Source organism: Flavobacterium laiguense, assembly GCF_003097655.1.
Taxonomy (GTDB): Bacteria; Bacteroidota; Bacteroidia; order Flavobacteriales; family Flavobacteriaceae; genus Flavobacterium; species Flavobacterium laiguense.
Map to the genome: position 1 here is coordinate 80,950 of NZ_QCZH01000008.1, position 26,892 is coordinate 107,841.

Below are 26,892 nucleotides of genomic sequence, written 5' to 3' on the forward strand. Positions count from 1 at the left end.
TTTAGTAATTTAAAGTAACGTAACTATTTGGAGCTTAATATTAAAAAACTGGTTATTAGAAAGTTATTGTTAATATGTGTTTTGGATTAGAAAAAAAATACTGTTTTTATGAACAATTGTTGATTGTTAATTGAGAAAAAAGTGTGCCTATAAAATTGAAACAAAAAGGGGCTAGAGTGATGAATAAAACAAGGTGTCTCGTCTGTATTTAAAAACATTACTGTATTAGAAACTAAATAGTTACTGATTTTTAATGAAATCTATTTTTTGTTATGTAAGAAAGTTTTTAATTGAAAATTTTTTCTTAATTTTATTTTTAGTAAAAATAGTATATATTCAAGATGGTCTCAAACCCAGTAAACGGCTGTTAGAAAAATAAATACAGTGTTATTTTCTACACACAACTTCAAATGCTTCGTATCTATGGACAATTTAAATTACTCAATTGGAAATACTGAAAGTAACTACGGCGAATTGCATCTGGAAATGTCTAAAGAGATTCAGTTTTTAAATCAATATAAAAAACTGATTCAAAATGCTACCGATATTATTTTTGAAATTGATTTAAAGGGCAATTATATTTTTATCAATGAAATTGCTTTTAAACTCACAGGGTATTGCAAAGAAGAAATTCTAGGATCTCATTTTTCTCGTCTTGTTCGAAAGGATTATGTGAGGAAAGTTTTGATTACCTATAAAAATTTAATTGAGAACGAAGATGAATTTCCGATTGTAGAATTTCCTATATCAAAAAAAGATGGGGAGAACTTATGGGTTTCTCAAAAATTGATTTTAAACAAGGATGAATTTGGCAATGCAATTAGTTATTCCGGAATCGCTAGGGATATTACCTATCAGAAATTAAAAGACGAAAGCAAATCCAAAAGGCAAAATAAAGTTGAAAAATACATGGATACATTGAGGGACTTGACATTAAAAAGTTACTCGTCTACAGAGAATTTCAATGATATTTTGAAGGGTATTTTAGAGATAACTGCCAAGACCATGGGGATATGCCAATCGAGTTACTGGAAGTATTATCCAGATAAGATTGAATGCCAGAATCTGTATAGTCTAAAGAATCAAGCTTTTGAAAAGAATATTGTTTTATACAGAGAAAATTTTCAGCATTATTTTTATTCAATAGAGAACGACAAACAGGTTGTGACGTCAGATGTTGCAACCTTAGTTCCGCAATCTGATCTTTCTAAAAATGGCTATAATGTCTCAGAAAGAGGGATTTCATCCCTAATTGATACTCCTGTATTTATCAACGGAGAAATAATAGGTATTTGTTCATTTGAAACCACCGAAATCAAAATCGACTGGGATCAGGATGATGTTAATTTTGCTCGTTCGGTTGCTGACATTATAGCCAAGGTATTGGAGTCTGAAGCACGCTTTGAAATAGAAAAGAAAATCGATTATAAAAGCCAACTGCTTTCTGCGATGGCAGTTTGCACAAACAAATTTATACAAAGAAGCAACATTATCGAAATATTTCAAGAAACCTTCCCTCTCATTGGAAAAGTCACCAATGTGAATCAAATTTTTTATTATGAAAATGATAAAAAAGGAAAACACTTAATACAAAAGTACAAATGGAATAAAGAGGATGATGAAATCGAAGTGAATGTTTTGAGGAAATTTTCGAGTGATAAGTTTTATTATTTTTTGTCACCGGAGGAACCTGCCGCACCGTTAATTGCCATTACCAGCCAATTAGATTCCACTTATTTAAAAAAAATACTGCTAACCTATAGTGTGCAATCGATTTTAATTTTGCCGATTCTCATCAAAGAAGAAACTATTGGTTTTATGAGTTTGGAGGATTGCCAAAGTGAAAGAATATGGACAAAAGATGAAATCAATATTCTCCAAATGTTAGCGAGCACCATCAGTTCTACAATGGAGCGGATGCAAAATGAAATTAGTCTTCGTGAGAGTGAAGATAAATTCAAGCTGTTGGCAAACAACATTCCGGGTACTGTTTATTTATCAAAATTCGATGTAAAATCAACGAAATTGTACTTAAATGACGAGATTGAAAACCTGACTGGTTATCTTAAATCTGATTTTCTAGAGAATAAGCTGTCTTTTTTAGAGATAATTCATCCCGAAGACAGAGATGAAACTATTGAATCAAACGTAGAATCTATTCAAAATGGGAAACCCATACATTCTGTTTATAGGATTATCCGAAAAAACAAGGAAATCGTTTGGGTTGAAGAATTTTCTGAGAGTATCGATAAAAATGGAAAAACAGCCTATATTGTTGGTATTTATATTGATATAACCGAAAGGAAACAAAATGAAGCCATTTTAAAAGAAAAACATATTGCCGAAGCATCCAATAAAGCCAAGTCTGATTTTTTGGCCAATATGAGTCATGAAATCAGAACTCCTTTAAACGGTATTCTTGGATTTAGCGAAGTATTGATGAATACTAAATTGACAGATTTCCAAAAGCAATCTTTGGAAACCATCAACCAGTCTTCTCATTTGTTGTTGAAAATTGTTACGGATATATTGGATTTTTCTAAAATTGAATCTGGGAAATTTGAACTTTATATCGAAAAATGCAACCTTATCGATTTGATTAAACAAGTGGTCAAATTGGTAAAAAGTAAATCAATGGAAAAAGAAATTGATTTGAATTTTATTTTAGATAAGAATGTTCCAAAATACATTTGGGCAGATCATATGAGGCTCAAGCAAATCTTATTGAATCTCCTGACCAATGCGATAAAATTCACATCTGAAGGAGAAGTGAAATTAAGTATTTCTACAATAGAAACTTTTGAAAACAAATCGCTTTTACGGTTTTCCGTAAGTGATACAGGAATTGGAATCAAGAAAAAAAGTCGCGCCAAAATCTTTCAAGCTTTTGTTCAGGAAGACAGTTCTACCACAAAAAAGTTTGGAGGAACCGGTTTGGGATTGACGATTTCGAACCAATTATTGGGTTTGATGAATAGTCAATTACAGTTAAAAAGTAAATTTAAATCAGGAAGCGCCTTTTATTTTGAAGTTGAATTCAAAACATCGAATGGGGCTGAAGTGGAAAATGAATTGATAATTGTCCCTTCCGAACCCATAAATTTTGAAACACCAAAGAAAATTGAAAATAAAAAAATAAAAATCCTCATAGTTGAAGACAATAAAATAAATATGTTCCTAATAAAAACATTGGTAAAGAAAATACTTCCGAATGTTATTATTATTGAAGCCGTTGATGGCAAAGAGGCTGTAAAACAATTTAAAGAAGTCAATCCCGATTTAATTCTAATGGACATACAAATGCCTGTAATGAATGGACATGAGGCAACGATAAAGATAAGAAAATTAGAAGGAGGCTCCAGTATTCCTATTATAGCCGTGACAGCCGGAGTGTCTGTAGGGGAAAAAGAAAAATGTATGGAAATAGGGATGGATGATTATGTCCCTAAACCCATTTTAAGAAATACATTGGAAAACGTAATTATAAAATGGATTAAGAAAACAAGAGAATTAGATAAATAGTTAGAAATTTTTTAGCTGACGTTATTTCAGGACGCGTTAGTATAAACGAAAACGCCTTTCAAAAAAAACATTGAAAGGCGTTTCTGTGTTAAATTGTTCGTCGAACTCTAAGAAGTAACTTGATACTACTCCTCTTCGCGTTGCCCCATCATCATCAGGAATGCTTTAAGGAACGGATCAATGTTTCCGTTCATTACGCCGTCTACATCGCTGGTTTCATAACCTGTACGAACGTCCTTGACCAGTTTATAGGGTTGCATCACATAATTGCGTATTTGTGAACCCCATTCGATTTTCATTTTACCGGCCTCAATATCGCTGCGTTGCTCTTGTTGTTTTTTAAGCTCAATTTCGTACAATTGAGAACGCAACATTTGCATGGCACGGTTTCTATTGTCGTGTTGCGAACGGGTTTCTGAACATTGAATCTGAATACCGGTTGGTTTGTGGGTCAATTGTACTTTGGTCTCTACCTTGTTTACGTTTTGACCACCTGCACCACTAGATCGCGCTGTTGTGATATCGATATCGGCAGGGTTGATTTCTATTTCAATGGTATCATCCACAAGCGGGTACACATAAACAGATGCAAAGGAAGTATGTCTTTTGGCATTACTGTCAAAAGGGGAAATCCGCACCAATCGGTGTACGCCGTTTTCGCCTTTGAGGTAACCAAAAGAATAATCGCCTTCAATTTCTAGTGTTACCGTTTTTATTCCCGCTGCGTCTCCTTTTTGGAAATTCAGCTCCCTGATTTTGTACCCTTCTTTTTCGGCCCACATCATGTACATGCGCATAAGCATTTCGGCCCAATCGCAACTTTCTGTACCACCTGCTCCAGCTGTAATTTGTAGTACGGCACTCAAACTATCACCTTCTTCCGAAAGCATATTTTTGAATTCTATAGCTTCAATATGTGCTTGAGTTGAGTTGTACTGACTATCTAGTTCTTCGGGAGTTAGCTCTCCTTCCTTGTAGAAGTCGTAGGCGAGTTGCAACTCGTCTGTCATGTCGACAGCTTTGTTGTAATCTTCAACCCATTTTTTTTTGCTTCTCAGATTTTTTACAAGAATTTCGGCTTCTTTGGGGTTGTTCCAAAAGTCGGGAGCAAAAGTTTTTTCTTCTTCGTTGGCAATTTCGATAAGTTTGGCATCAACGTCAAAGATACCTCCTCAACGCACCAAGGCGCTCCACAATACCTTTTATTTGTTCGGTAGTTGTCATAAATTTATAGTAATTTTGCGTTGAAAAATTATTGGATTAGCCCTTTTTAGCCCTGATAATAGCGGAAATCCTTTTTTTTTGAAAAGGGCTATTTTTTGTTAAAGAAGAAAAGCGACCAACGGAAGCTCTTTTTTCTTTTTTACAAAAAAAGCCATTTTGAAAAAAGATTATAGCGAATAGCAGGATTGGCTTCTAATAATTTTACTAGTTTTGAATGCAAAAATAGGATATAGTTTTTAGATTACCGTTAGCTATTTCAATATTTGTCTAATAATCCGGTCCCGATAATTATTGGGAGTTATCGGGAAGACAATAAGGGATATAGTACAGCGTTATACCGGGAGTTCCGAACTAAAACGAAAATAAATTACGGGTACGATTATGGAAATAAATTTAGTTAGCGATACGATTACCAAACCATCGGTTGAAATGTTGCAGTATATGTTTAACGCCCAAGTGGGGGATGATGTGTACAAACAAGACCCAACAGTTATTGCTCTTGAAGCGAGATTGGCGGCGATGTTTGGTATGGAAGCAGGCCTTTTTTTTCCGTCGGGGACTATGGCAAATCAAACTGCGATTAAGTTGCATACTCAACCAGGGGAACAATTAATAGCCGATAAATATGCTCATGTGTACCATTATGAGGGTGGGGGAGTTTCGTTTAACAGTGGTGTTTCTTGTTGTTTGCTAGACGGGAATCGTGGGATGATTACTGCTGACCAAGTAGCTGGAGCTATAAATGATCCTGAGTTTTATCACAGTCCGTTAACGAGTTTGGTGTGTGTGGAAAATACCACCAATAAAGGTGGAGGGGCTTGTTATGATTTGGAAGAATTGAAGAAAATAAAAGCGGTTTGCGATGCCAATAATTTGAAATTTCACTTGGACGGTGCTAGAATTTGGAATGCAGTTGTTGCCAAAAAACAACATCCTAGAGAATTTGGTGCATTGTTTGATACGATTTCGGTGTGTTTATCTAAAGGACTGGGAGCGCCTATCGGGTCGGTTCTTTTGGGGAGTAAAGAAGCAATTCACAGAGCATTGCGTATCCGAAAAATATTAGGAGGTGGTATGCGACAGGTGGGGTATTTGGCTGCGGCAGGAAATTTTGCTTTAGACAATAATATCGCCAAGTTGGTTGATGACCATAGAAGAGCCAGAGAAATTGCCGAGGTATTATCGCGACAGCCGTGGATTGGTAAAATCGAACCTGTAGAAACCAATATTTTGATTTTTTCGGTCAGAACAGGGTTGAGCGAGAAATTATTTATAGAGAAACTGAAAGAGAAGAATATCTTAATAAGTGCGTTGGGTCATGGAAAACTTCGAATAGTGACGCATCTGGATTATAAAGAAGTGATGCATACGTATGTTTTGGAAACATTACAGAAAATTGTTCTTTAAAAGTTTAAATTATCTAAAGCGCAGTGTTTTACTAAGCTTTACTTATTTTATACTTTAAGTGTAATTATAACCCGTTGGGTGTAATTGTTTTTTCACCACATAGAAACATAGAATTTATAGTTTTTGAAAAGAGTTTGATAGATGTTTTACTTTTCACATAGTCAATCTATGTGAAAAATAGTGCTATTTTCTATTCATTCTTTAATTATTAGTTATAAATCTATGTATCTATGTGGTTTATGATTTATTTAAACAGAATTATACCCAACGAGTTAATTATAGACAGAATTAATTACAAGATTCAAAAAAAAACCTTGCAGGATTGAAAATCTCGCAAGGTTTTTTAGGACTAGCCATAGGCATAGAAATCTAACATCTAAAATTTTATTTAAACATATCTTCCATTCCTGGAATCATTGGCATATCCATTTTGGTAACGGCATCCAATTCGGTTTGGTTTATGTTTGCTGCTTTTTCAATTGCTTTATTCAAAACCAAAATCAGGTAATCTTCCAGTTGTTCTTTGTCTTCCAATAAAGAATCATCGATGGTAATTGATTTTATTTTGGTATTGGCGGTCAAAGTAACTTTCAATAAGTTGTCAGTACTTTGTTCGTCAATTAGTACAGTGTCTAAACGTTTTTTAGTATCTTCGATTTTTTGTTGGGTTTCTCTAAGTTTGCCCATCATTCCCATTAAATCCATTTTGATATTTTTTAAAAATTGAAATGCAAATTTACGAAATTACTAGTTTATAACTATAAAGTATTTTGTTTAAGTGCATTAATTATTAGTTGCCTTTATACTATTTTTGTAATTATATTTTAAACAAACAGCGCCAACGATGCCAGAAATCATACAACCTCCAGTAGCTAAGATTATTCCAAAAAAGCTAAAAAAGCACAAAGAGATTAGAGTTGATAATTACTTTTGGTTAAATGACAGAGAGAATCCTGAAGTTATTGAATATTTGAATCAGGAAAATGCGTATTATCAAGCGAAAACGGCGCATACCAAAGATTTTCAAGTAGCATTATTTGAGGAAATGAAAAGCAGAATTAAGGAAGACGACCAATCGGTTCCTTATTTGTACAATGGGTATTATTATATCACCCGTTTTGAAAAAGGGCAAAATTATCCCATTTATTCCCGAAAAAAAGAAAGCCTTTCGGCAAATGAAGAAATACTGTTTAATTGTAACGAAATGGCCAAGGATAAGCCTTATTTTCAACTGGGAGCTTTGAGTATTAGTCCCGATAATAAAATGGCTCTTTTTAGCTATGATATTGTTGGAAGACGCATTTATACCATTCAAATCAAAAATCTTGAAGACAATTCGATTTTAGAAGATAAAATAGAAAATGTTACGGGAAGCGCGGTTTGGGCTAATGATAATAAAACTATATTTTATTCGGATCAAGATGATGTTACGTTGCGTTCGGATAAAATTTTCAAGCATAAGTTAGGATCAAAACAAGCAGACGATGTTTTGGTTTATTTTGAAAAAGACGAAACGTTTAATGTTGAAATCGCAAAGTCTAAATCCAGAAAATATTTAGCCATAGAGTCCGGTAGTACACTTACAACGGAGTATCAAATTCTGGATGCCGATAATCCGGATGGGGAATTTAAAATATTTCAGAAGCGGGTTCGTGGATTGGAATACAGCATCAATCATTACGGTGATAGTTTCTATATTATGACCAATAAGGATAAAGCAGAGAATTTTAAATTGATGAAAACTTCGGTAAACAAAACTTCAAAAGCCAATTGGGTTGAAGTAATTGCACACAGAAAAGAAGTTTTACTGGAAGATATTGAGATATTCAAAGACTTTTTAGTGGTTGAAGAGCGTGAGAACGGTCTGAATAAAATTAGAATTATGCCATGGAGTGGAGAAGGGGAGTATTACCTTCCTTTTGAAAGCGAAACCTATACGGCTTATACAAGTTCTAATGTTGATTTTGATACGGATGTATTGCGTTATGGATATCAGTCTATGACAACGCCATCTTCTATTATTGATTTTAACATGAAAACCAAAACCAAAGAAATCAAGAAAGAGCAACAAGTACTTGGCGGGAAGTTTGATAAAAATAATTATACAGAAGAACGTGTTTGGGCAACTGCAGAGGATGGAACTAAAATACCTATTTCTATGGTCTATAGAAAAGGATTAAAGAAAGATGGTACTAATCCTTTGCTTCAGTACGCTTATGGGTCTTACGGTCATTCCATGGATGCCACATTCTCGTCGACTCGATTGACTTTGTTGGATAGAGGATTCGTTTTTGCCATAGCACATATTCGTGGAGGAGAAGATCTGGGGAGACAATGGTATGAAGATGGGAAATTATTGAAAAAGATAAATACATTTACCGATTTTGTAGATTGCTCCAAGTTTTTAATAGCCGAAAAATATACTTCTGCACAACATTTATATGCCGAAGGCGGTTCTGCCGGAGGTTTGTTAATGGGAGCGGTGGTTAATATGGCACCCGAATTGTATAATGGAGTAATTGCTCAAGTGGCTTTTGTCGATGTAGTAACGACTATGCTTGATGATAGTATTCCGCTTACTACTGGTGAATATGACGAATGGGGAAATCCTAATGTTAAGGAATTTTATGACTATATGTTGTCTTATTCTCCTTATGATAATATTGTAGCTCAAAGGTATCCTAACATGTATATCTCTACTGGTTTGCATGATTCTCAGGTACAGTATTGGGAGCCAGCTAAATGGGTAGCCAAATTAAGGGTTTTGAAAACAGATGATAACTTGTTGTTTTTGGATACCAATATGGATGCGGGGCATGGAGGTGCTTCTGGACGCTTTGAAGCGATTAAGGAATTGGCCAAAGAGTACAGTTTTTTACTAGATTTAGAAAAAATACAAAAGTAATTAGAATTTTTTTGTTAGATTTGCATCATATCGGGGTGAATTGAAAAAATACCTATAGATAAACTATTTTTTTATGAAAGAAGAAATAAATGCTTATAATAATGTTTTAGAATTAATAGGTAATACACCACTTATTAAACTAAATAAAGTCACTGAAGAGTTAGAAGGTAATTTCTACGCTAAGGTAGAATCCTTTAATCCAGGACATTCTTCGAAAGACAGAATAGCTTTATACATCATCGAAGAAGCAGAAAAGCAAGGTATTTTGTCTCCAGGTGACACCATAATCGAAACTACTTCTGGTAATACAGGTTTTAGTTTAGCTATGGTAAGCATTATAAAAGGATACAATTGTATTCTTGCCGTAAGTTCAAAATCATCCAAAGATAAGATTGATATGTTAAGAAGTTTGGGGGCCAAAGTATATGTTTGTCCTGCCCACGTTTCTGCCGATGATGACCGTTCGTATTATAATGTAGCCAAGCGGTTACATGAGGAAACAAAAGGATCGGTTTATATCAATCAATATTTTAATCAATTGAATATTGATGCGCATTATAAATCTACAGGGCCAGAAATTTGGAAACAAACTAATGGAAAAATCACCCACCTTGTAGCTTGTAGTGGAACTGGAGGAACTATTTCCGGAACTGCAAAATACTTGAAAGAGCAAAACCCTAACATTAGAATACTTGGTGTTGATGCATTTGGTTCGGTTTTGAAAAAATACCATGAAACCAAAGAATTCGATAATGATGAGATTTATCCTTATAGAATAGAAGGTTTAGGTAAAAATTTAATCCCATCGGCAACAGATTTTGATATCATTGATAAATTTATCAAAGTTTCTGACGAAGAAAGTGCTCACGCAGCAAGAGAAGTAACCAGAAAAGAAGGTTTGTTTGTTGGATACACTTCTGGAGCGGTAATGCAAGCGATTAAGCAATATGCAGAAGAAGGGGAGTTTGATAAAAACAGTAATGTAATTGCTATTTTTCCAGATCATGGTTCTCGTTATATGAGTAAAGTATTCAGTGATGAATGGATGAATGATCAAGGTTTCTTCGATAGTATTAATGAGGAAGAAGCCCAAAAAATTGAATTTATTAAATAAATAGAGATAATAGACAAATAGGTAATAGAATAAAGACTTTAAGGTGTTACTTTGGAGTCTTTTTTTTTAGACGTATTGTTAGCATAAAAAAAAACTCCAGATTGCTCTGGAGTTTTTTTATGGCTTATGTTTTTTAAATCTAAAATCAGAAATCTACTCTTCCATAGTATGATATACGTTCATCACGTCATCATCTTCTTCCATTTTTTCGATTAGTTTCTCCACGTCAGCCATTTCAGCTTCGGTAAGTTTTTTTGTTATTTGAGGGATTCTTTCAAAGCCAGAAGAAAGAATCTCTATATTCCTGTTTTCAAGTTCTTTTTGTATCGTTCCAAAACTTCCAAAAGGGGCATAAATTAAGATACCATCTTCGTCTTCAAAAACTTCTTCGGCACCAAAATCGATTAATTCTAATTCTAATTCTTCAGGATCCATTCCTTTTGCAGGGATTCTAAAGTTACAGGTATGATCAAACATGAACTCAACAGATCCTTGAGTTCCCATTGTTCCATTGCATTTGTTGAAATAACTTCTAACATTGGCAACTGTTCTGTTGTTATTGTCTGTGGCCGTTTCAATCAAAAGGGCAATTCCGTGTGGAGCATATCCTTCAAACAATACTTCTTTATAGTTGGCTGTGTCTTTGTCAATTGCTTTTTTTATGGCGCGTTCTACGTTCTCTTTTGGCATATTGGCTGCCTTAGAGTTCTGAATCACGGCTCTTAATCTAGAGTTAGCTTCTGGATTTGGACCGCCTTCTTTTACCGCCATTACTATATCTTTACCAATTCTGGTAAATGCTTTGGCCATTGCTGACCAACGTTTCATTTTTCTACCTTTTCGGAACTCAAACGCTCTTCCCATTTCTTTTTGTTATTTTGAACTGCAAAAATACAGCTATTCCTTATTTTTCCAAAATCAATTTATAATCTTTTGGAGAATTATATTCGAAATTTCTTTTAAAATATCCATTCAGGTTAAAGTTTTCAGTCACAGTCGCAGTTTTCAGGGTTGCTCCTAAACAATATAATTCGCCTTCTTAATAATATTTGTGAAAAAGTGAGTTTATTTTAGAGTTATTTTAAAAAAAACACACACATTTTGGGATGAAAACTGAAAACTGAGACTGAAAACTTGCTGAATAGTTTCTTTTTAGTTTCTTTTTAATGCTTTAAAGTCTTCGATGATTCTTATTGCTTCATCGAGGTAATGGTTCGATTTTAAGGCGTCCAATTGCATTTGATTGTATTCTTTTTCAGAAGGATAAATTATAAGTAATGATTTATTATAATTAGAATTGGATACATTTAGATTCAAATCTTGGGTGTCAAAGTTGTTGATTTCTTCCCATAAATTAGAAATGTTATTTTGTTCTTCAAAAATGCTATCTATAGTCATCGGTATTTCTAACTTTGATTTGTTGACGACCAAATCGATTTTAGAATTCAGCACTTTTACCGAATTAAAATAAGGGTCTTCCGCTACTCTTTTTGCGCTTTTTTGCGCTAATTCGTCTATTAAACTATTTTTCACATAGGTTTTAAATCGAACATGTGTATTTAAACTGTCATTTGGTATGGCGGTAGGGAACTCACTTTCCTTTTGAAAAACGCTTTGATATATAGTAGGGATTTGCACGTCTGGTATTACACCAACTGCTTGATGGCTTTTTCCGGTTATTCGGTAAAACTTACTGATGCTTAATTTTACAAAATTTTGATCATCATTTTTTTCTAAAGGGGCAATGGTTTGCATGGTGGCTTTTCCTAAAGAAGTGCTGCCAATCAAAAGAGCCCGATTGTAATCTTGCATTATAGAGGCGAAAAATTCACTTGCAGAGGCAGAGTTTCCGTTAATTATAATGATAACAGGGCCTTTGTAAATCACGCCTTTATAAGGGTCGTTTATCACGGATAATCTTTTTTTATTATCTACCAATATTGAGATTGGTCCTGACTCAATAAATAAACCAGCTAATTTTATGGCTTCTTCCATTGATCCTCCGCCATTGTCAGTTAAGTCAATAACTAGTCCTTTGATGTCGTCCTTCATTAGTTTAATGGTTTCTTTGGCAACATCTTGCGCACACCCTTTGCTGCTACGGCCTTCAAAATCGGAATAGAAACTAGGGATTTTTATATATCCAATTTTGATATTCTTATCAATAACAAAGCTATACACGGTGTTTTCTTCGTCTTTTAAAACTTGCTTTTGTATGTTAACTTTAAAAATTTTTCCTGCGTTTCTTCTTAAAGTTAGTGTAATGCTAGTGTTTAATTCTGAACCTAATAAAGTTGAAATGGATTCTATAGAGGCACAAGAAACTTGCAAAGTTTCTTTTTGGTTGGAAACCGATAAAATTTGATCTCCTTTCTTGATTTTTCCAGTTTTAAAGGCTGGGCCATTTGGATCGATTTCATTTACAATGATTTCATTTTTACTGTTAAGACTTACGTTTAAACCTATTGAAAGATGTTCTTTGGATAAAGTAGATACAAAACTAGATTTGGAATCGTTGCTAAAATAATTGGTGTGGGGATCAAAATAGCCACAATAGATATTATAAAGACCGTCTTCAAAAGGTTTTTCGCTTTTTATTAAGACATTAACTTTGCAAAGTTCGTTATCGATAATTGTTTTCTTGGATTTTGTCAGTAATGAGTTGAAATTGTTTTTTATAGAATCTAAATTTTTGCTTTTTCCTGAAATGTCATTTAATACTTCGTAACGAATTTTTTTTCTCCAAACTTTCTCAACGTCACTCTCTTGAACGTAAAAGCTAAATTTTTTTTGTTTGAATCGGATTGTGTCTATTTGACTGAAGTCAAGGGTTTCTTTATTTATTTTTTCTAAAATGAGTTTGTTTCTCTCAAGATTAGTTTTATACAGTGCTTTGATTTCGGATATAAAAGAACAGTCTTTTTTTAGAATATAATCATTTAAATGGAGACGGTATTTACTTGAAAGAGCATCAAATTGTGATTTGTAAAAGATGTTTCTTGATGGGTCTAGCTCATTCATTAAGTTATCAAAAACATAAGCCGATAAACTATCGTTTACCGGCTTTGGATTAATATGCTCTTGTTGAATAAGCGTATTTATTTTAAAAAGAATTTCACATGTAGAATTGCTATTTTGTCCAAATAGTGAGTAGGTGAACAAGAATAGTACGAGTGAAATTTTGTTCATTTAAAAAAATTTATTTTTTATAGAAAGGCAATTTTACTACTTTGGCAGCAACATCATTTTTTCTAATTCTAATGAAAATATCACTGTCAATAGTACTATTTTCAGTAGTTACGTAGCCTAATCCAATTCCTTTGTTCATGGAAGGTGACATGGTTCCAGAAGTTACAACTCCAATTACAGTACCACTAGCATTTACTATTTCGTAATCGTGTCTCGGTACAGCGCGTTCTTGCATTTCGAAAGCTACTAATTTTTTCGTTACACCAGCTTCTTTTTGCTTTTTTAAATTCTCAGAATTGGTGAATTCTTTATTGAATTTTGTAATCCATCCTAATCCAGCTTCAAGTGGAGAAGTAGTGTCGTTAATGTCGTTTCCGTATAAACAGAACCCCATTTCTAGACGCAAAGTATCACGCGCAGCCAAACCAATTGGTTTAATTCCATAAGCAGCTCCTGCTTCAAAGACTTTATTCCAAATGTGTTCTGCATCTTCATTTTTGCAATAGATTTCAAAACCTCCTGATCCGGTATATCCAGTAGCAGAAATGATTACATTATCTCTACCAGCAAAATCAGCTACTTCAAAATGATAATAGGTAATTGCTCCTAAATCAATAGATGATAAAGCTTGCATCGCTTCAACGGCTTTAGGTCCTTGAATTGCCAATAAAGAATAATCATCGGATAAGTTTCTCATATCTACACCCAAATCATTATGAGCCGAAATCCAATCCCAATCTTTATCAATATTCGATGCATTTACAACTAGTAAATACTGTTCTTCTTTCATTTTATAGATAATTAAATCATCTACAATTCCACCTTCATTATTAGGTAAACAAGAATATTGTGCTCTGCCTATTGTTAACGTTGCTGCATCATTCGAAGTTACTTTTTGTATTAAAGCCAATGCATTTGGACCAGAGAGAATAAATTCCCCCATGTGAGATACATCAAAAACACCTACTGTATTTCGAACCGTTTCGTGTTCAGCATTTACCCCTTCATAAAGAATTGGCATATTGTATCCAGCAAACGGTAGCATTTTCGCTCCCAAACCCTCATGTATGTGCGTTAAAGCAGTATTTTTCATTGTTTTTTTTATATAAAATTAGACTGCTAATTTATGGCTTTTATTTTTTGTGGCAAAGCCTATAAACATTGAAAAAGAATATATTTTAAATTTATAAACTATTGAATATTAAAGCGGAATAGGAATTTGATTTTTGTTGTCTAATATTATCTGTTTTTGATCTTTTTTTACCTTTTTTATTGAAAAGATTGTGACGGGAAAGTTAAATTCAATCCATGAATTTGCGAACTGTTTATGAATCAATTATTTTAATTAACGTCTATAGGAAGGCAATTGAAACGTTATTTAATTATAAGGAATAAACATTGATTTTATTACGATTTTAGCGCTACTGGAAATAGGATTGTGCTTTTAGTAATAATTTTGGGATGTCGTGACAAACTTCGCTAATAAAGTGTATAAAAAATATTTTTTTGTTCTTCGTACGAAGGATTAATTACATAAGAGAGCAGCTAAAGCAACCGATTAACAACAATGTATAATGTTTTATATAATTGGCCTTAATGTTATTCTGTATAGCTATCAGAATGTATCAACTGTTCCGTTTTTTCATTTAGCAAAAAAATAGCACTAATTCCAAATAAGGATTAGTGCTATTTGACTATTATGGAAAATAATCTCTTAAGAATGCCGTTGTCTAAAAATGGAATTTGGCGCCTACTGAAACATTTCTGCCCGATGCGTTCATACCCGATGCAAAAGTTCTGTATTGTAAATCGAAGATGTTTTCAAGACCAGCGTATACAGACAGTGTTTCATTGATGGCAAAAGCACTTTTAAAATTGAAAGTTTGCCAAGCTGGCATTCCACTTATAGGCGCATATTGTTCGTTGTCTTCACCGTTTAAATAGTAATCGTCGATATTTTTTTTGCCATTGAAAAGCATATAAAGATCAAGATCCATTATTTTTTTTTGATATTTCAAGCCTATCTTTCCGTAAACAGGGGGTATATGATCTAATGGTTTATTTCCGGAGTCTTCTATAATTTCTCCTTTGGTAAAATTCACTGTACCATAAGCTTTCAAAGGTGCTGTGATGGTCACTTTTAAAGTGGATGATAAACCAGTTACAAAAGCGTTCCCTTTATTTTGCATGGCAAAAACTTCGCTTTGCACTCCTTCATAGACTACAGAGCTTTGTCCGTTATATAGAAAATGATCTGTAATGATGGCATCAAACAGTCGGGTGTAATAGAAAGTGTTGTCAAACTGAACTTTTCTTCCTTGGCCTAAAGCAACAGTTAAATCTGCTGTTAATGATTTTTCTGGTTTGATGTTTGAATTAGGAATAACCAAAGTTCCGGGCGCTGACTCGAAGAGTTTTCCTAAATCATCCACATTTGGGACACGATAAGCCGAGGCTAAGTTGAATATGAATTTGGTACTTCTACTATTTTTCACGATCCCGGCAGTACCACTATAGGTAAAGTTATTTTGTTCGATGGTATTATAAGGAAGATTGAAAAATGAATTGTCCTCAATGGTACTTTTTAATGCAGCATAACCCGCTCTTGCACCAAAATTGTAAAAAGTGGTTTCGTCGATGTTGGCACTGTAGGTAGCAAAGAGGTCAGATCTGAAAGTATGGTTTTCACCATTTGGATATCGGGTATCCGTTGGGGTTACGGCTCCTGTGATTCGGTTTGAATTTGTCGCGCTTGAATTTAAATCATCATAAAAAATTTCGGCTCCATACAAAAAATCTCCTTTGCCGAGTTTTTTACGGAAATCGGCATTGAAAGCAAAAACATTTACTTTTTCAACTTGACTTTTAGTATTGTCATTGTTGAATTTTCGGGTAATTCTGCTTTCTATTATATTTTGATAGCTCAATCCTAAATTCATATTGCTATTAAATATCGCTTTGTCTTTTGAAAATTTATAAGCAGAAAGGAATCTTTTTTGTGGTCCGTAATTCCAAACTGCATATTTCAATCCTGAACCAGTTGGGTCTGTCAAACGGTCGTATCTGGGAACTTCTGAGGAAGTTGAATATTGCAAGTTTAAGCTGTGCTGAGTGTGTTCATCCTGCTGAAAAATAACCTTTTGCATGGCATTGTATTGTTTGTATCCTGAGAATTTTTGGATAAGGGGATTGTTGTTGGTTACCAAATTATCTACATTATTTACTGTTTCTACATATTTAGGACGTTCCCCAAAAGATTCATTTCTTGGATTAGCGCCCATGCGTAAATCTCCGTAATTGTTGTATGAGAAAGAAGATAGAGAACTCCATTTTTTGCCTGCAAAATTAAAATCGAAATATTCCGTCAATCCATCGTTAGAACTATTGTAGTTGGTCATAGCATTTCCAGAAAACAATTTGTTATTGGTTTGTGGTAGGAATATTGGATTTTTGGTTTTCATATTGATGGCTCCGCCAAGGGCGTCACTTCCAAAAATTGTGGATGAAGGGCCAAAAAGAATATCGATTTGTTCCAACATGTTTTCATCTACTGTGATTACATTTTGAAGGTGACCTGCTCTGTAAATAAGGTTATTCATGCGGATACCGTCTACCAACAGTAGAATTTTGTTAGCTTCAAACCCTCTAAGTACGGGACTCCCACCTCCTTGTTGTGATTTTTGAACGGTTATGGTTCCTGTGCTAGCCAATAAATCAGCCGTATTTTGACTTTTTTGCAGTTCGATTTCTTTTTGGGAAATGCGCTCAATCTCTTGAGTTGTTTTTGAATAGCGTTCAGAACGAATGTTTATTTCTTTTAATTTAACTGATTTTGTGGTGTCCGAAGCAATTTGCGAATAACCAGTTATAGCGACAAAAAATGTCACTAAATTGAATATTTTTTTCATTTTATGTTATTTTAAGCTGTCAACAAATAAATTAACATGGTGGTTTGAGAAGGTCTATTATTATTTTATTGCTTTTTTTGACTAAGAATAACAGATTATCTTTCAGTGGAAATAGTGTATAGAGACACCAATGGTTTGTTTTTTCTTCGTTTATTAGGGTTATTAAATTAAAGGGATTGAAAGAGGTTTTCTTATCGGCTGAATTATTATTCTTTTTAATAAAAAATTGTCTAAATAGGAGCGAAGTTCGTTTTCAAGATCGTCTTCTACCACAGTAACAGATACATTTTTAGAATTGGCTTTAAATGAAATGACATCATAAAAAGCATCATCGATTTTTATCTCTCTCTTATTGGTAATTTGGTGCCATTGGTGGAGTGAAATTTGGATTTCAGTAGATAACTCCGTTTTCTTTATTTGATTTTGAATTCTGGTTTCTTGTATGTTTTCTATCAATGTACCCGAGAATATAAAGAGTAATTCCAATACGTAAAACGCGGTGATGAATATCAGTGAAATTGTCTTTATTTTTTTTGTCATACTTGTTCCAAAATTGAAGATATATATTTTTTGAAAAAAGTATTAAATGTATATTATTTTAAAAAGATGACCAACAATAACTGCTGTTTTTGACTAAAAAAGAATACATTTAATTGGTTTTCTAAAGCCTTGTGAATGGTTAATTTAGGAATATATTTCACAATGACAAATTAATAACCCAAAATTTGTGTTCGAACATATTAATTTTTTTAATAAATGTTTTCGGAGATGATTTTAGAAGCTTTTTCCGGTCTAATTAAATTGTAGGAAGTTGCGTTTTTTTTATGGAATCCAGTTGTTATTTTGGGATCAGCCATAAGCGTTTGTCTTAGAGAGAATGTTTTGCAGGGGTAAAAATGGACTGCTTATTTTGTTGTTGCAAATAAATAAACCCCATTCGATAATCTTCTTTGAAGATTATCGAATGGGGTTTATTGGATACTAGTTCTGTTGTATTATCCCAGATTCCGCATTGGACTTCGTTACGAAGCTGAATTATTCAATAAAAACAAGTGCTCACGGACTATTTTTAAAGAGGGAAACGAAGTTCAGTGAATACCAAAATGAATAATAACTAATGAGCTAATACTTTTGTCTTTCGATTTTAAAATTAGGAGTAAATACTTGGTTTTGAAGAAGAATTTACATGCATTAGATTTCTAATGCGGAATCTGGGGTTATATTGAATCTCTCTTTTTTGAAATAGTTTAGCGCCTACTTTTTATTATATCGTTTATAATTTGCAGATGATGATTGGTATGAATTTCAAGAAACTTTATGGTTGGTTTTAAAGTTAAATGACCAAAATAAGGATGTTCGAAATAATTTCCACTACCGATTGCATTTAAATCGGCTAATTTTGTTTTTCCTTTTTCGAGATGGATTTTCAAAGATTCTGTATTGAAATCTACTTTGGGCTGAACCACTTTTGGAGCTTTGGCTCTTCCTCTCGGAATTTTATTCATGGTAAATACTAGAATGCGATAGAAGTTAAAAGTCCATTTGTAGTTTTCTGGATTTGACTTTTGCAAGGCTTCAATGACTAAGTTCATAGTCAATAATGTATGCTCAATATGCCAGCCAACTGATGATTTTGAGATTGTAGGATTGAGTATTTCTTGATTTGGAATTTTACTTTCCAAATCTTGTATTAGCTTTTTTAGTTTTTCCATGGGTATATTTAATAGTTTATTACCCCATAAATGTATGATTTTTTTTAGTCACAGATTGCATAGATTTATTTAAAAAGAGTTAGCCACGAATTACACGAATTAGTACTAATTTCTTTAAATTATAAAAAAAAGTTTAAAAAAATTGTGTAATTCGTGACTGATATTTTTTACCCACACTTCCGAAACTTCGGGACGTGGTAAAACTTTTTAATCTATCTAATCTATGTGGAAATTATTCAAATCACATACTTTATTGGTCTCAGATATAGTTTAAAACTATGTACTTTAGTGCATTTTGCTTTAGCTTCTAAAAAGATTTTAGCCACAAATTACACAAATTTTCACAAATTAATTAGTGCTAATTAGTGTAATTTGTGGCTAATAAATAAGTGCTGCAACCTTGCAGAAAGACCATTCTAATGCTTAACATAGCGGCTTTAATTGTTGCAGAAAGACCCTATTTGTTGCAAATGTTGCTCTGTTTGGTATTTATTAAAGTTGTTCCATTTAGGAGGAGAACTTGTTTTTTGTCCATACATAGAATCTAAACAAATATTATTGTCTTTGTATCTATCATGTAAAATTGCCAAAATTTTAAAGAAAAATTCATCCAACATTACTATAGCTTCAAATTCGGCCTTGAGTGTATTGTAGTTGCTGTCAGATGGATCTAACAGTTGTAGTAAATCTAAAATTTCGTTCTTTTCGTCTGAATTAATTTCAGTTAAATAACCGTTTTTTAAAGTTTTGAAAACTAAATTATTCCAAGCTACACTATCATGTCCCCATTGAACATTCGGTAGATTTAGAGCATGTTCACAGATTAGAATAATAGAGAAAAGTACATCATTTAAGTATTCTGCCGGAAATTCATCAAAGCTTCTAAATTCAAAACCACTTTGGTACATTTTTTCCTGATTGAAATCAAGACCCACTTCCGAAAGCAATTCATATTCCATGTCTACTTCAATCTGATCTCTCCACCAAATATTATCTTCTTTTTCAAACTTTAGTAACTTTCTAAAATCATCCACTTTGTACGTTAAGATTTTCCCTTTAGGCATCGCTTTGTTAAAGGTGCCTACGCCTATGTAACGAGACATGGCGTTTCTCATAGAACCTAAAGTGAATTTTTTGTCTAAATTGTATTTATCACTTATGACTCCCATAATGTCGGGACTTCCTAGAGTGGCTATAAAAAAAGGTTCAAACCATTGCAACAAATAAATTGCATTAGCGTGTGTTTTGTCAAAATCATTGTAGTCTACAATCCTACTGTCTTCGGTTAATGAAGGCAACGTAATGTGAAAATGGTAGGTGCCATTATTGAACAAAACAAGGTTTTCCTGATTGGTCATGAACATATTAAGGCCATTATTGTAATCTGGAAAATTCAGTTTTCCATTTAATACGGAGGATTCATTGATTTTATCAAGGAATAACTTTTTGGTGGCTTTTAGTTCCTTGCAGGAATCTGCTATTGTTCGATTTTCAAAATATTTGGTAACAAATTCGATAGAATCGCCATCAAAATGTACCGATCCCATCGTTTTATTCCTTTGGGTAATCATACTTTGAATGTTGTAAGGTTGATCCTCAAGAAAAAGTTCCATGATGGATTTTCCTAGATATTCAGGGTTTTCTATTGGTGGTACCACTTCATCGGTTTCAGTAGTGTCAACTAATGATTTTACTGCTGATACTGTTTTATGCTGGTAGTTTATATCTAGTTTTTCTAGGGAATGACTATTAATCATTCTACTCACTTTATAATTTTCATTCAAGCCAAAAGCTTTTTTCAATATAGGAGCTATGCTTTCGGGTTTATAACATTTCCTGTAATCAATACTGTATTTCTCAAAACCAATTTTTTCTTGTATAAATTCACCAGTTACTATTAAGGATTCTTCAAACTGCATGTAGGTTTCGTTTTCTAATCCAATTCCCCAATAATATTTTTTTGTCTGATTTTCGTTCATTTATACTAATTGTTTTTTATGGTTAATTGATCTTTTAAAAGGTGTTTTTTTTATTTAGAAATACTGTGTAATCTACTGTAAATCAAGTTTAAGGTTTCTTTGATGGATTGAACATAATTGTTTTGAATCCGTTAAAAAAAAACACTTTTTACTTTTAAACTATAGGAATTATATTTCTGTTTTAGAAATTCTGCACTAGTATCGACTGAACGGTTGATGAAAAGCTTAATTTTATAAGGTTGTTATAAAATCAGCATTGTTTTTAATCGCTTTTGTGTCAATAGTTTAGGTGTTGGAATGGCGTGATTACAGCTTTTGCTATTCTTGTTTTTTCTAAGTTGCAAAAGTACTTCATTATTATGTTATTTCCAAGTAGTTAATGTGTTGAAAATCAATAATAATCAAAAATATTTGAGAAGTAAGATTAGCTTTTCGATTTATTCATGGTAATAGAATACATAAGAGGAATATAGCTCATCATTCCACCAATCTTTTTTTACTTCCGAAAAGTAGTTGTAATTCACTTTTCCCGCTTGTGATTGCAGCGGATATACGACTACACCATTCTCTCTGTAGGCGCTATGCAAATTTGTTTCGGGTACAACGGGAACGATATGTCCAGAGAGTCCTTTTTCTTTTCTTTTGGCACAAATTATTCCAATACCTCCGTTGGTGTTTACTTTATTTTGGATTTCATCAGCAGTAAACATTCTTTCCCAACCAAAATCAGCTCCAAATTTTAAAAACCAATCGTGTATGGCACTCGAATAAATGCGATCAACGGTTTCTTCAAAAATAGCTTCTACGGCTTGTCCTTGCACTATTTTTTCCAGAGATTCATCTGTCCACCAAACAGTAGGAAGGTATACTTTGCAGAAATGGCAATAATCGTATGAATACACATTACAATAGGTGTCTTCTACGGTTCTTTGGTATCGAATGCTTTTTTCAACATCTAGTTTGTCAATGAGTTGACCTATGCTTTCTCTTTTGCTCCCAGCGCTAGTTAAGTCTCTATACGGAATACGGGAGTCCCCAAGAGGTTTGTGTTTCATTTCGATAGAATCTAAACGCGATTCTGAATCGGGCAATAAATCGGCAATAAATCGGTAATCTTGTATTGAATCATCAACTATTGATAGGGTATGTCTCTTCATTTTGGCTGATTTGAATTAATTGTGTTAACGCTATCAGAACGTTTCGTTGTTACACGAGCTTTGGGGGCTAAAATACCATTTATTTTTCGGTTAGCACTAAATTTTAAAATACAAAAGTGACTTTTTATTGAGTCCAAAAATTACAATAGCCCGTAAGTTTGATCAGGATCGGACCATTTTGTTCGTGTCAATTCAGCAGTATTGCTCAATTTTTATAGTATTATTCAATAATTGATTTATTCTAATAAATGGTACTAGTCAGTCGTTGATAGTCATAATAATTGTAAAAAAAATCATCGTTTGTATTACCTACAAATCTTTTTAAATGGTCTTCATTCAAGAATATGTTTGACCAAGTATCGTATTTTTCGCAGGTTTATTAGCAGAAGCTTTTACATGCTTAGTGCTAAAATTAGTGTCAATATTCCTATTAGCAAACATAAAGGTGAAAAGTATTTCGTGTCGCTTTTTCCGAATTTTGTTTGTTTTATTTTTTTGAAAAAGCCGACATAATTGAAATCCCCAATGGCTCGTATTATGAAAATCCCGGCAATTATCGAAAGTCCATATTGGTTTAACCAATTGGGCAAATTAAATGCTAAAATACCTGATTTGACTAAAATAAATAGTCCAAAACTCAATACCCCAAATGCAACTATTACTGTTGACAAAATACTCGGATTTAATGCTTTTACTCTATTTTCTTTTGTAGGCAATACCGAATCACTTCCCCAAGTACCACCAAAAGCCCAATAAAAATGAATTGCCGAAATGAATAGAAAAATTAAAAATAGAATGATTGTGATTGCCGTATTCATAGTAGTCTAAATTATAAAAAGAATTATTTGTTTTTTATTGGCTGATTTTGGTAGCTGTTTTATAATCGTATTACAAAACCAAACACCTAACGCAGCTGAAAAGGCTCTCGATATTTTCCGTGAATGTCTTTTGAATTTTATGTTATTTATAGAGTTAAAAAAACTACAAAATGATTAGATTATTACTTTGTAGTTTTTGATTGTGGATTTGTATTGTGTGCTCAGCATGTGTGGCGAAGTCTGGAGACTTCGCTTAACACTGAGCGAGGGATAGCCACTCTATTTTATCTATTTGTCTTTTTTGAAATTGTATTTAATTCCAAAATTTATTAAGTTGTTTTCTGTATTATATGAATTTCTTCCTAAAAGCCCATCACTATATCCTTTAGTTGTACCACTATAAAATTCGGCATCTAAATATATCGCTATATTTTTATTTATAAAATAGTTAAAACCAAAACCGGCATTAACACTTCCATATTGTTTTGAGTAATCTGTTTTTAAATTTTCCGAGTAATTACTATAATTGCTTTTAGTTTCAATGTTATATGCATATCCAAGTTTTAAATTTCCTCCTAAATTTTTAAAGATTCTGAAATTCCATTTTACGTCAAGTGGTATTGAAATTACAGCACCGTTAAAACTTCCAAAATATTCATCCGAACCTAAATCAAACCAACTACCACTGTGAGTATTTGGTTTATAAAATGAGACACCCGTTTCAAAATATTTAATTCTTCCAGACAAGCTCCAGTATCTTGCAAAATAATATTCAGATAAAATACCGCATTGAAAAGAACTTTTGGATTCTCCATTTGAAAAAGAACTAATTTTGTTCATTCCGATTTCTGCACCAAAAAACCACATTCCTTTCGGATTTATAATTTCTTTTGTTTGTGAAATTATTTTATTAGACAACAAACTCAATGCGAAAATAATTAATATTTTATATTTAATTTTTCTGTTCATTTTTGCGGTGGGTTTCCATTAACGTTCTTTTTTAGCAAGTGTTGGTGGCTGGTTTTTTATTTAGTTTCAGTTTTTTGGAAGTTTAAAAATATAAAGTATAATCCCAATATTACAAAAGGGATACTTAATAATTGTCCCATATTTAAACTCATTCCTTTTTCAAAATCTACTTGATTTATTTTAAGAAATTCTATTAAAATTCTCATTATGAATATTAAAGTTATAGATAATCCAAAGTAAAAACCATTTCCTAATTTTAAGTTTTTACTTTTGTAAGTTGCGAAAACTATAATGAATATTGCTAAATATGAAATTGCTTCATAAAGTTGAGATGGATGTCTTGGTATATTGTCAACACGTTTAAAAACAAATGCCCAAGGCATTGAAGTTGGATTACCAATCATTTCAGAATTCATTAAATTAGCTAACCTTATAAATGTTGCTCCCAGTGGTGCAACAATAGCTATTAAGTCAAGAATTTTTAAATATTTTATTTTGTATTTTTTTGAATATAGATAAAGTGAACAAATTAATCCAATTGTTCCTCCGTGACTTGCTAATCCTGCATATCCAATAAACTTGAATTCTCCGTTTAGAGTTTTCTTAATAGGCAAAATTATTTCTAATAGATTTTTTGAATAGTAATCAAAATCATAAAACAAACAATGCCCAAGTCTTGCACCTACAAATATTCCAATTATTCCGTAAATTAATAATGCTTCGTGTGCATTATCATTTAAGTTTTCTCTTTTAAAAATTCCTTTTAGAATGTACATACATAAAAGTAAACCACAAGCAAATAAAAGGCCATAATATTTTAATGGAAAACCTAATATGTTAATTATTTCAGAGTCAAAATTCCAATTTATGTATAATCCAATCATAATTTTTTTATTTTTTTTCTGCGTCTTTTGGCAAACTAGCCAACAACGTTTGGCTAGTAGGCGATGGTCGGGCTAAGTCAAGCTATTATTTCGGATAATCACTAGTTGACCAAGTATAAAACAATCTTTAAACTCAGCCTAATTCCCGACTATTGCTTACTAGCTGTTAGCAACAGTAATTATTTCACAATGTATTTCGTTTTGTTCAGATTTCCAACACTTTCAAACATGTTAAATTCGATTCCCTTTTTCAAATCTCTACTAGCAGTTGCAGAAGAAAGGTCTTTGAAAATATTCATATAATCTTTTCTAGTAAATTCTTTTATGCCAAGTTTTTGAAAGTATTCTAATCTGTCTAAGTCTTTTAAAATTCTATTATTGTAATTAAGTAAATTGCCTAAAGATTTATCAATTACATCAAGCATGTATTCTATGAAATATGTTGATTTTCCTGATTTATCACTTAACGACAAAGATTTATAATAATCATTTTGGGTTTGGCTAATTAATGTTTCAAATGGCAAAAATTCAAAAATTGGATATTCAGACATTAAAATTAAAGTTTGCCATAATCTTCCCATTCTTCCATTGCCATCTAAAAAAGGATGTATGAATTCCATTTCATAATGAAAAACACAACTTTTTATTAATGTCAATTCATCAGAGTCTTTAAGATATTCAAATAAGTCTTTCATAAGATGCGGAACATTTTCATGAGGAGGGGCAATGTGTTCTACTTTTGTTCCTTTAACTATCCCAACACCTTGTTTTCTATATTTTCCTGCACTCTCAATTAGACCATTCATTAACTCAAGATGTGCTTTTAAAAAGCTTTTATCAGATGAAAACTTATATTCTTCAAGTTTGTCATAAACCATAATTGCATTTAATACTTCTAAGACATCTTTTTTTGGACCAATTACTCTTTTGTTTTCAATCAATGCAGTAATTTGTTCCTCGGTTAATGTATTACCTTCAATCTGTAAAGATGAGTGTATAGTTTTGATTCTATTTTGTTTACGAAGTTGTGGAGATTGCTTATTTAGATAATTAGCATTTACTTCTCCAATTTTTTCGGAAATGGAACTTATCAATTTTAAAATTTTAAGCGTTATGTCGTATGGTGGTTTCATTGATACTATCATTTGATATTATCAAAAGTAGCATTTTTTCTGCAGTCGTCCAAAATTATTGTTGCCAACTCGTATATATTACGAAACAAACCCCCGTTTGCCTTATTTTATTATTTCCAAAAATAATAAAAAAATACTTATAAATAACCGTAATTGTTTAGTGACTTCTGAACACTTTCGGTCTTGAAAAAAACAAATTCCCCCTCGTTTTCCCTAAAGATCTTGTGAACGCGTAAGGGATAGCGCCAAGTTACCGAAGTAACGGCAATAGCCCGACCGCCACTAGAAGAAAGGGCGTATAAGCGGTGCTAAAAGTTGCCCTTTTTTCTAGTGGCGGTTACGCCCAAAAGATAACTTTGGAAAATCGTACGTTACAATTTACCGGAACTGTTTCTTTGTTGAATAAGTAACTCGAGATTCTTTTCTTTTTCGGGAGTTCTGTTTTGAATGCAATAGGGGGTATGATAGGAATGTGATTGCAGAAAATGAATTTGTATCTCGTTCCATTCTTCCACGCTTAAATCGGGGTTTATATATTTCATTTCCTGAAACAATCTGTTGGTCATGTATTTGAAACAGTCTGTTCCCAGATACTCGAGATCGGCATCTGCAAGAATGCATTCTAATTTTGTTTTTGGATTTTGTGGAATCGAAGTGGCCTGAATCATTCCGGAAATGATTTCGATTTCGTGTTTTGTATAGCCAAATTCGGGTAACTTTATTTTTGCCATCCGAATGCTTTCGTCTTCATGTCCCTCGCTTGGACTATTAATGAAACCAGCGTCATGAAACAATGCAGCTGTCTTAATGAGTAGAATATCATCTTCTGGTGTTTGTTCCTGTTGCGCTATGTATTCGGCCATTTTTATAACATGTTCTGTATGTTTCCAGTCATGATATGTTAGAAAAGGAGCTAGTTTTTCTATTAAAACACCAATTATGGTATGACATAGTAAATCCCAGTTTTTCAT

The 26,892-nt window shown here is 32.8% G+C and carries 19 protein-coding genes; 4 read left to right on the forward strand and 15 right to left on the reverse strand.

From position 1 onward, the window contains the following. The first annotated feature begins 423 nt into the window (after nt 1-423). The gene (locus DB891_RS09400) at nt 424-3,522 is read left to right on the forward strand and encodes a PAS domain S-box protein (protein WP_116762861.1); all 3,099 of its coding nucleotides are present in this window, start codon (nt 424-426) and stop codon (nt 3,520-3,522) included. A gap of 125 nt (nt 3,523-3,647) precedes the next feature. On the opposite strand, the gene prfB is transcribed toward DB891_RS09400, so the two are convergent. Next, nucleotides 3,648-4,746 (reverse strand): peptide chain release factor 2 gene (gene prfB, locus DB891_RS09405; protein ID WP_116762863.1). Its coding sequence is split into 2 segments (ribosomal slippage): nt 3,648-4,682 and nt 4,684-4,746, totalling 1,098 coding nucleotides; the frame shifts between segments, so codons are not numbered across the junction. A gap of 381 nt (nt 4,747-5,127) precedes the next feature. On the opposite strand from prfB, the gene DB891_RS09410 reads away from it, so the two are divergent. After that, nucleotides 5,128-6,153, forward strand: coding sequence for a threonine aldolase family protein (locus DB891_RS09410; protein ID WP_116762865.1), 1,026 nt, complete (start codon nt 5,128-5,130; stop codon nt 6,151-6,153). 384 nt (nt 6,154-6,537) lie between these two features. Here DB891_RS09410 and DB891_RS09415 read toward each other — a convergent pair whose 3' ends face one another. After that, complete coding sequence (locus tag DB891_RS09415) at nt 6,538-6,858, reverse strand: YbaB/EbfC family nucleoid-associated protein (RefSeq protein WP_116762867.1); 321 nt, start codon at nt 6,856-6,858, stop codon at nt 6,538-6,540. A 139-nt stretch (nt 6,859-6,997) separates the two neighbouring features. Here DB891_RS09415 and DB891_RS09420 point away from each other — a divergent pair, with 139 nt between their 5' ends. Beyond that, nucleotides 6,998-9,058, forward strand: coding sequence for a S9 family peptidase (locus DB891_RS09420; protein WP_116762869.1), 2,061 nt, complete (start codon nt 6,998-7,000; stop codon nt 9,056-9,058). 73 nt (nt 9,059-9,131) lie between these two features. Further along, nucleotides 9,132-10,172 carry a PLP-dependent cysteine synthase family protein gene (locus DB891_RS09425; protein ID WP_116762871.1) on the forward strand — a complete coding sequence of 347 codons (1,041 nt, stop codon included), beginning with the start codon at nt 9,132-9,134 and terminating at the stop codon, nt 10,170-10,172. A 153-nt stretch (nt 10,173-10,325) separates the two neighbouring features. On the opposite strand, the gene DB891_RS09430 is transcribed toward DB891_RS09425, so the two are convergent. The 13 genes from DB891_RS09430 to DB891_RS09490 all read right to left on the reverse strand — a co-directional run bounded on the left by DB891_RS09430 (nt 10,326) and on the right by DB891_RS09490 (nt 26,892). Continuing rightward, nucleotides 10,326-11,036, reverse strand: a complete 711-nt coding sequence (locus DB891_RS09430) for a YebC/PmpR family DNA-binding transcriptional regulator (RefSeq protein ID WP_116762873.1) — start codon at nt 11,034-11,036, stop codon at nt 10,326-10,328. Between the two features lie 288 nt (nt 11,037-11,324). Next, complete coding sequence (locus DB891_RS09435) at nt 11,325-13,361, reverse strand: carboxy terminal-processing peptidase (protein WP_116762875.1); 2,037 nt, start codon at nt 13,359-13,361, stop codon at nt 11,325-11,327. A gap of 10 nt (nt 13,362-13,371) precedes the next feature. After that, nucleotides 13,372-14,454 carry a glycine cleavage system aminomethyltransferase GcvT gene (gcvT, locus tag DB891_RS09440; protein ID WP_116762877.1) on the reverse strand — a complete coding sequence of 361 codons (1,083 nt, stop codon included), beginning with the start codon at nt 14,452-14,454 and terminating at the stop codon, nt 13,372-13,374. 637 nt (nt 14,455-15,091) lie between these two features. Continuing rightward, entirely contained in the window at nt 15,092-17,269 is a 2,178-nt protein-coding gene (locus DB891_RS09445) for a TonB-dependent receptor plug domain-containing protein (protein ID WP_116762879.1), read from the reverse strand. 162 nt (nt 17,270-17,431) lie between these two features. Continuing rightward, nucleotides 17,432-17,809 carry a hypothetical protein gene (locus DB891_RS09450; protein WP_116762881.1) on the reverse strand — a complete coding sequence of 126 codons (378 nt, stop codon included), beginning with the start codon at nt 17,807-17,809 and terminating at the stop codon, nt 17,432-17,434. A 707-nt stretch (nt 17,810-18,516) separates the two neighbouring features. Further along, entirely contained in the window at nt 18,517-18,981 is a 465-nt protein-coding gene (locus DB891_RS09455) for a DUF1569 domain-containing protein (RefSeq protein WP_116762883.1), read from the reverse strand. A gap of 437 nt (nt 18,982-19,418) precedes the next feature. Then, nucleotides 19,419-20,960 (reverse strand): hypothetical protein, encoded by a 1,542-nt coding sequence (locus DB891_RS09460; RefSeq protein WP_116762885.1) that lies wholly within the window; start codon nt 20,958-20,960, stop codon nt 19,419-19,421. Nucleotides 20,961-21,397: 437 nt separating this feature from the next. Beyond that, nucleotides 21,398-22,117: a hypothetical protein gene (locus tag DB891_RS09465; RefSeq protein WP_116762887.1), complete on the reverse strand. Its 720-nt coding sequence runs from the start codon at nt 22,115-22,117 to the stop codon at nt 21,398-21,400. Between the two features lie 392 nt (nt 22,118-22,509). Then, nucleotides 22,510-22,935: a DUF3995 domain-containing protein gene (locus DB891_RS09470; protein WP_116762889.1), complete on the reverse strand. Its 426-nt coding sequence runs from the start codon at nt 22,933-22,935 to the stop codon at nt 22,510-22,512. A gap of 288 nt (nt 22,936-23,223) precedes the next feature. Then, complete coding sequence (locus tag DB891_RS09475; protein ID WP_189337129.1) at nt 23,224-23,853, reverse strand: outer membrane beta-barrel protein; 630 nt, start codon at nt 23,851-23,853, stop codon at nt 23,224-23,226. Nucleotides 23,854-23,960: 107 nt separating this feature from the next. Continuing rightward, entirely contained in the window at nt 23,961-24,788 is an 828-nt protein-coding gene (gene lgt / locus DB891_RS09480) for a prolipoprotein diacylglyceryl transferase (protein ID WP_116762891.1), read from the reverse strand. Between the two features lie 179 nt (nt 24,789-24,967). Continuing rightward, nucleotides 24,968-25,921, reverse strand: a complete 954-nt coding sequence (locus DB891_RS09485; protein ID WP_116762893.1) for a Fic family protein — start codon at nt 25,919-25,921, stop codon at nt 24,968-24,970. A gap of 371 nt (nt 25,922-26,292) precedes the next feature. Further along, on the reverse strand, nt 26,293-26,892 hold the full coding sequence (locus DB891_RS09490; protein WP_116762895.1) for an HD domain-containing protein: 600 nt from the start codon (nt 26,890-26,892) through the stop codon (nt 26,293-26,295).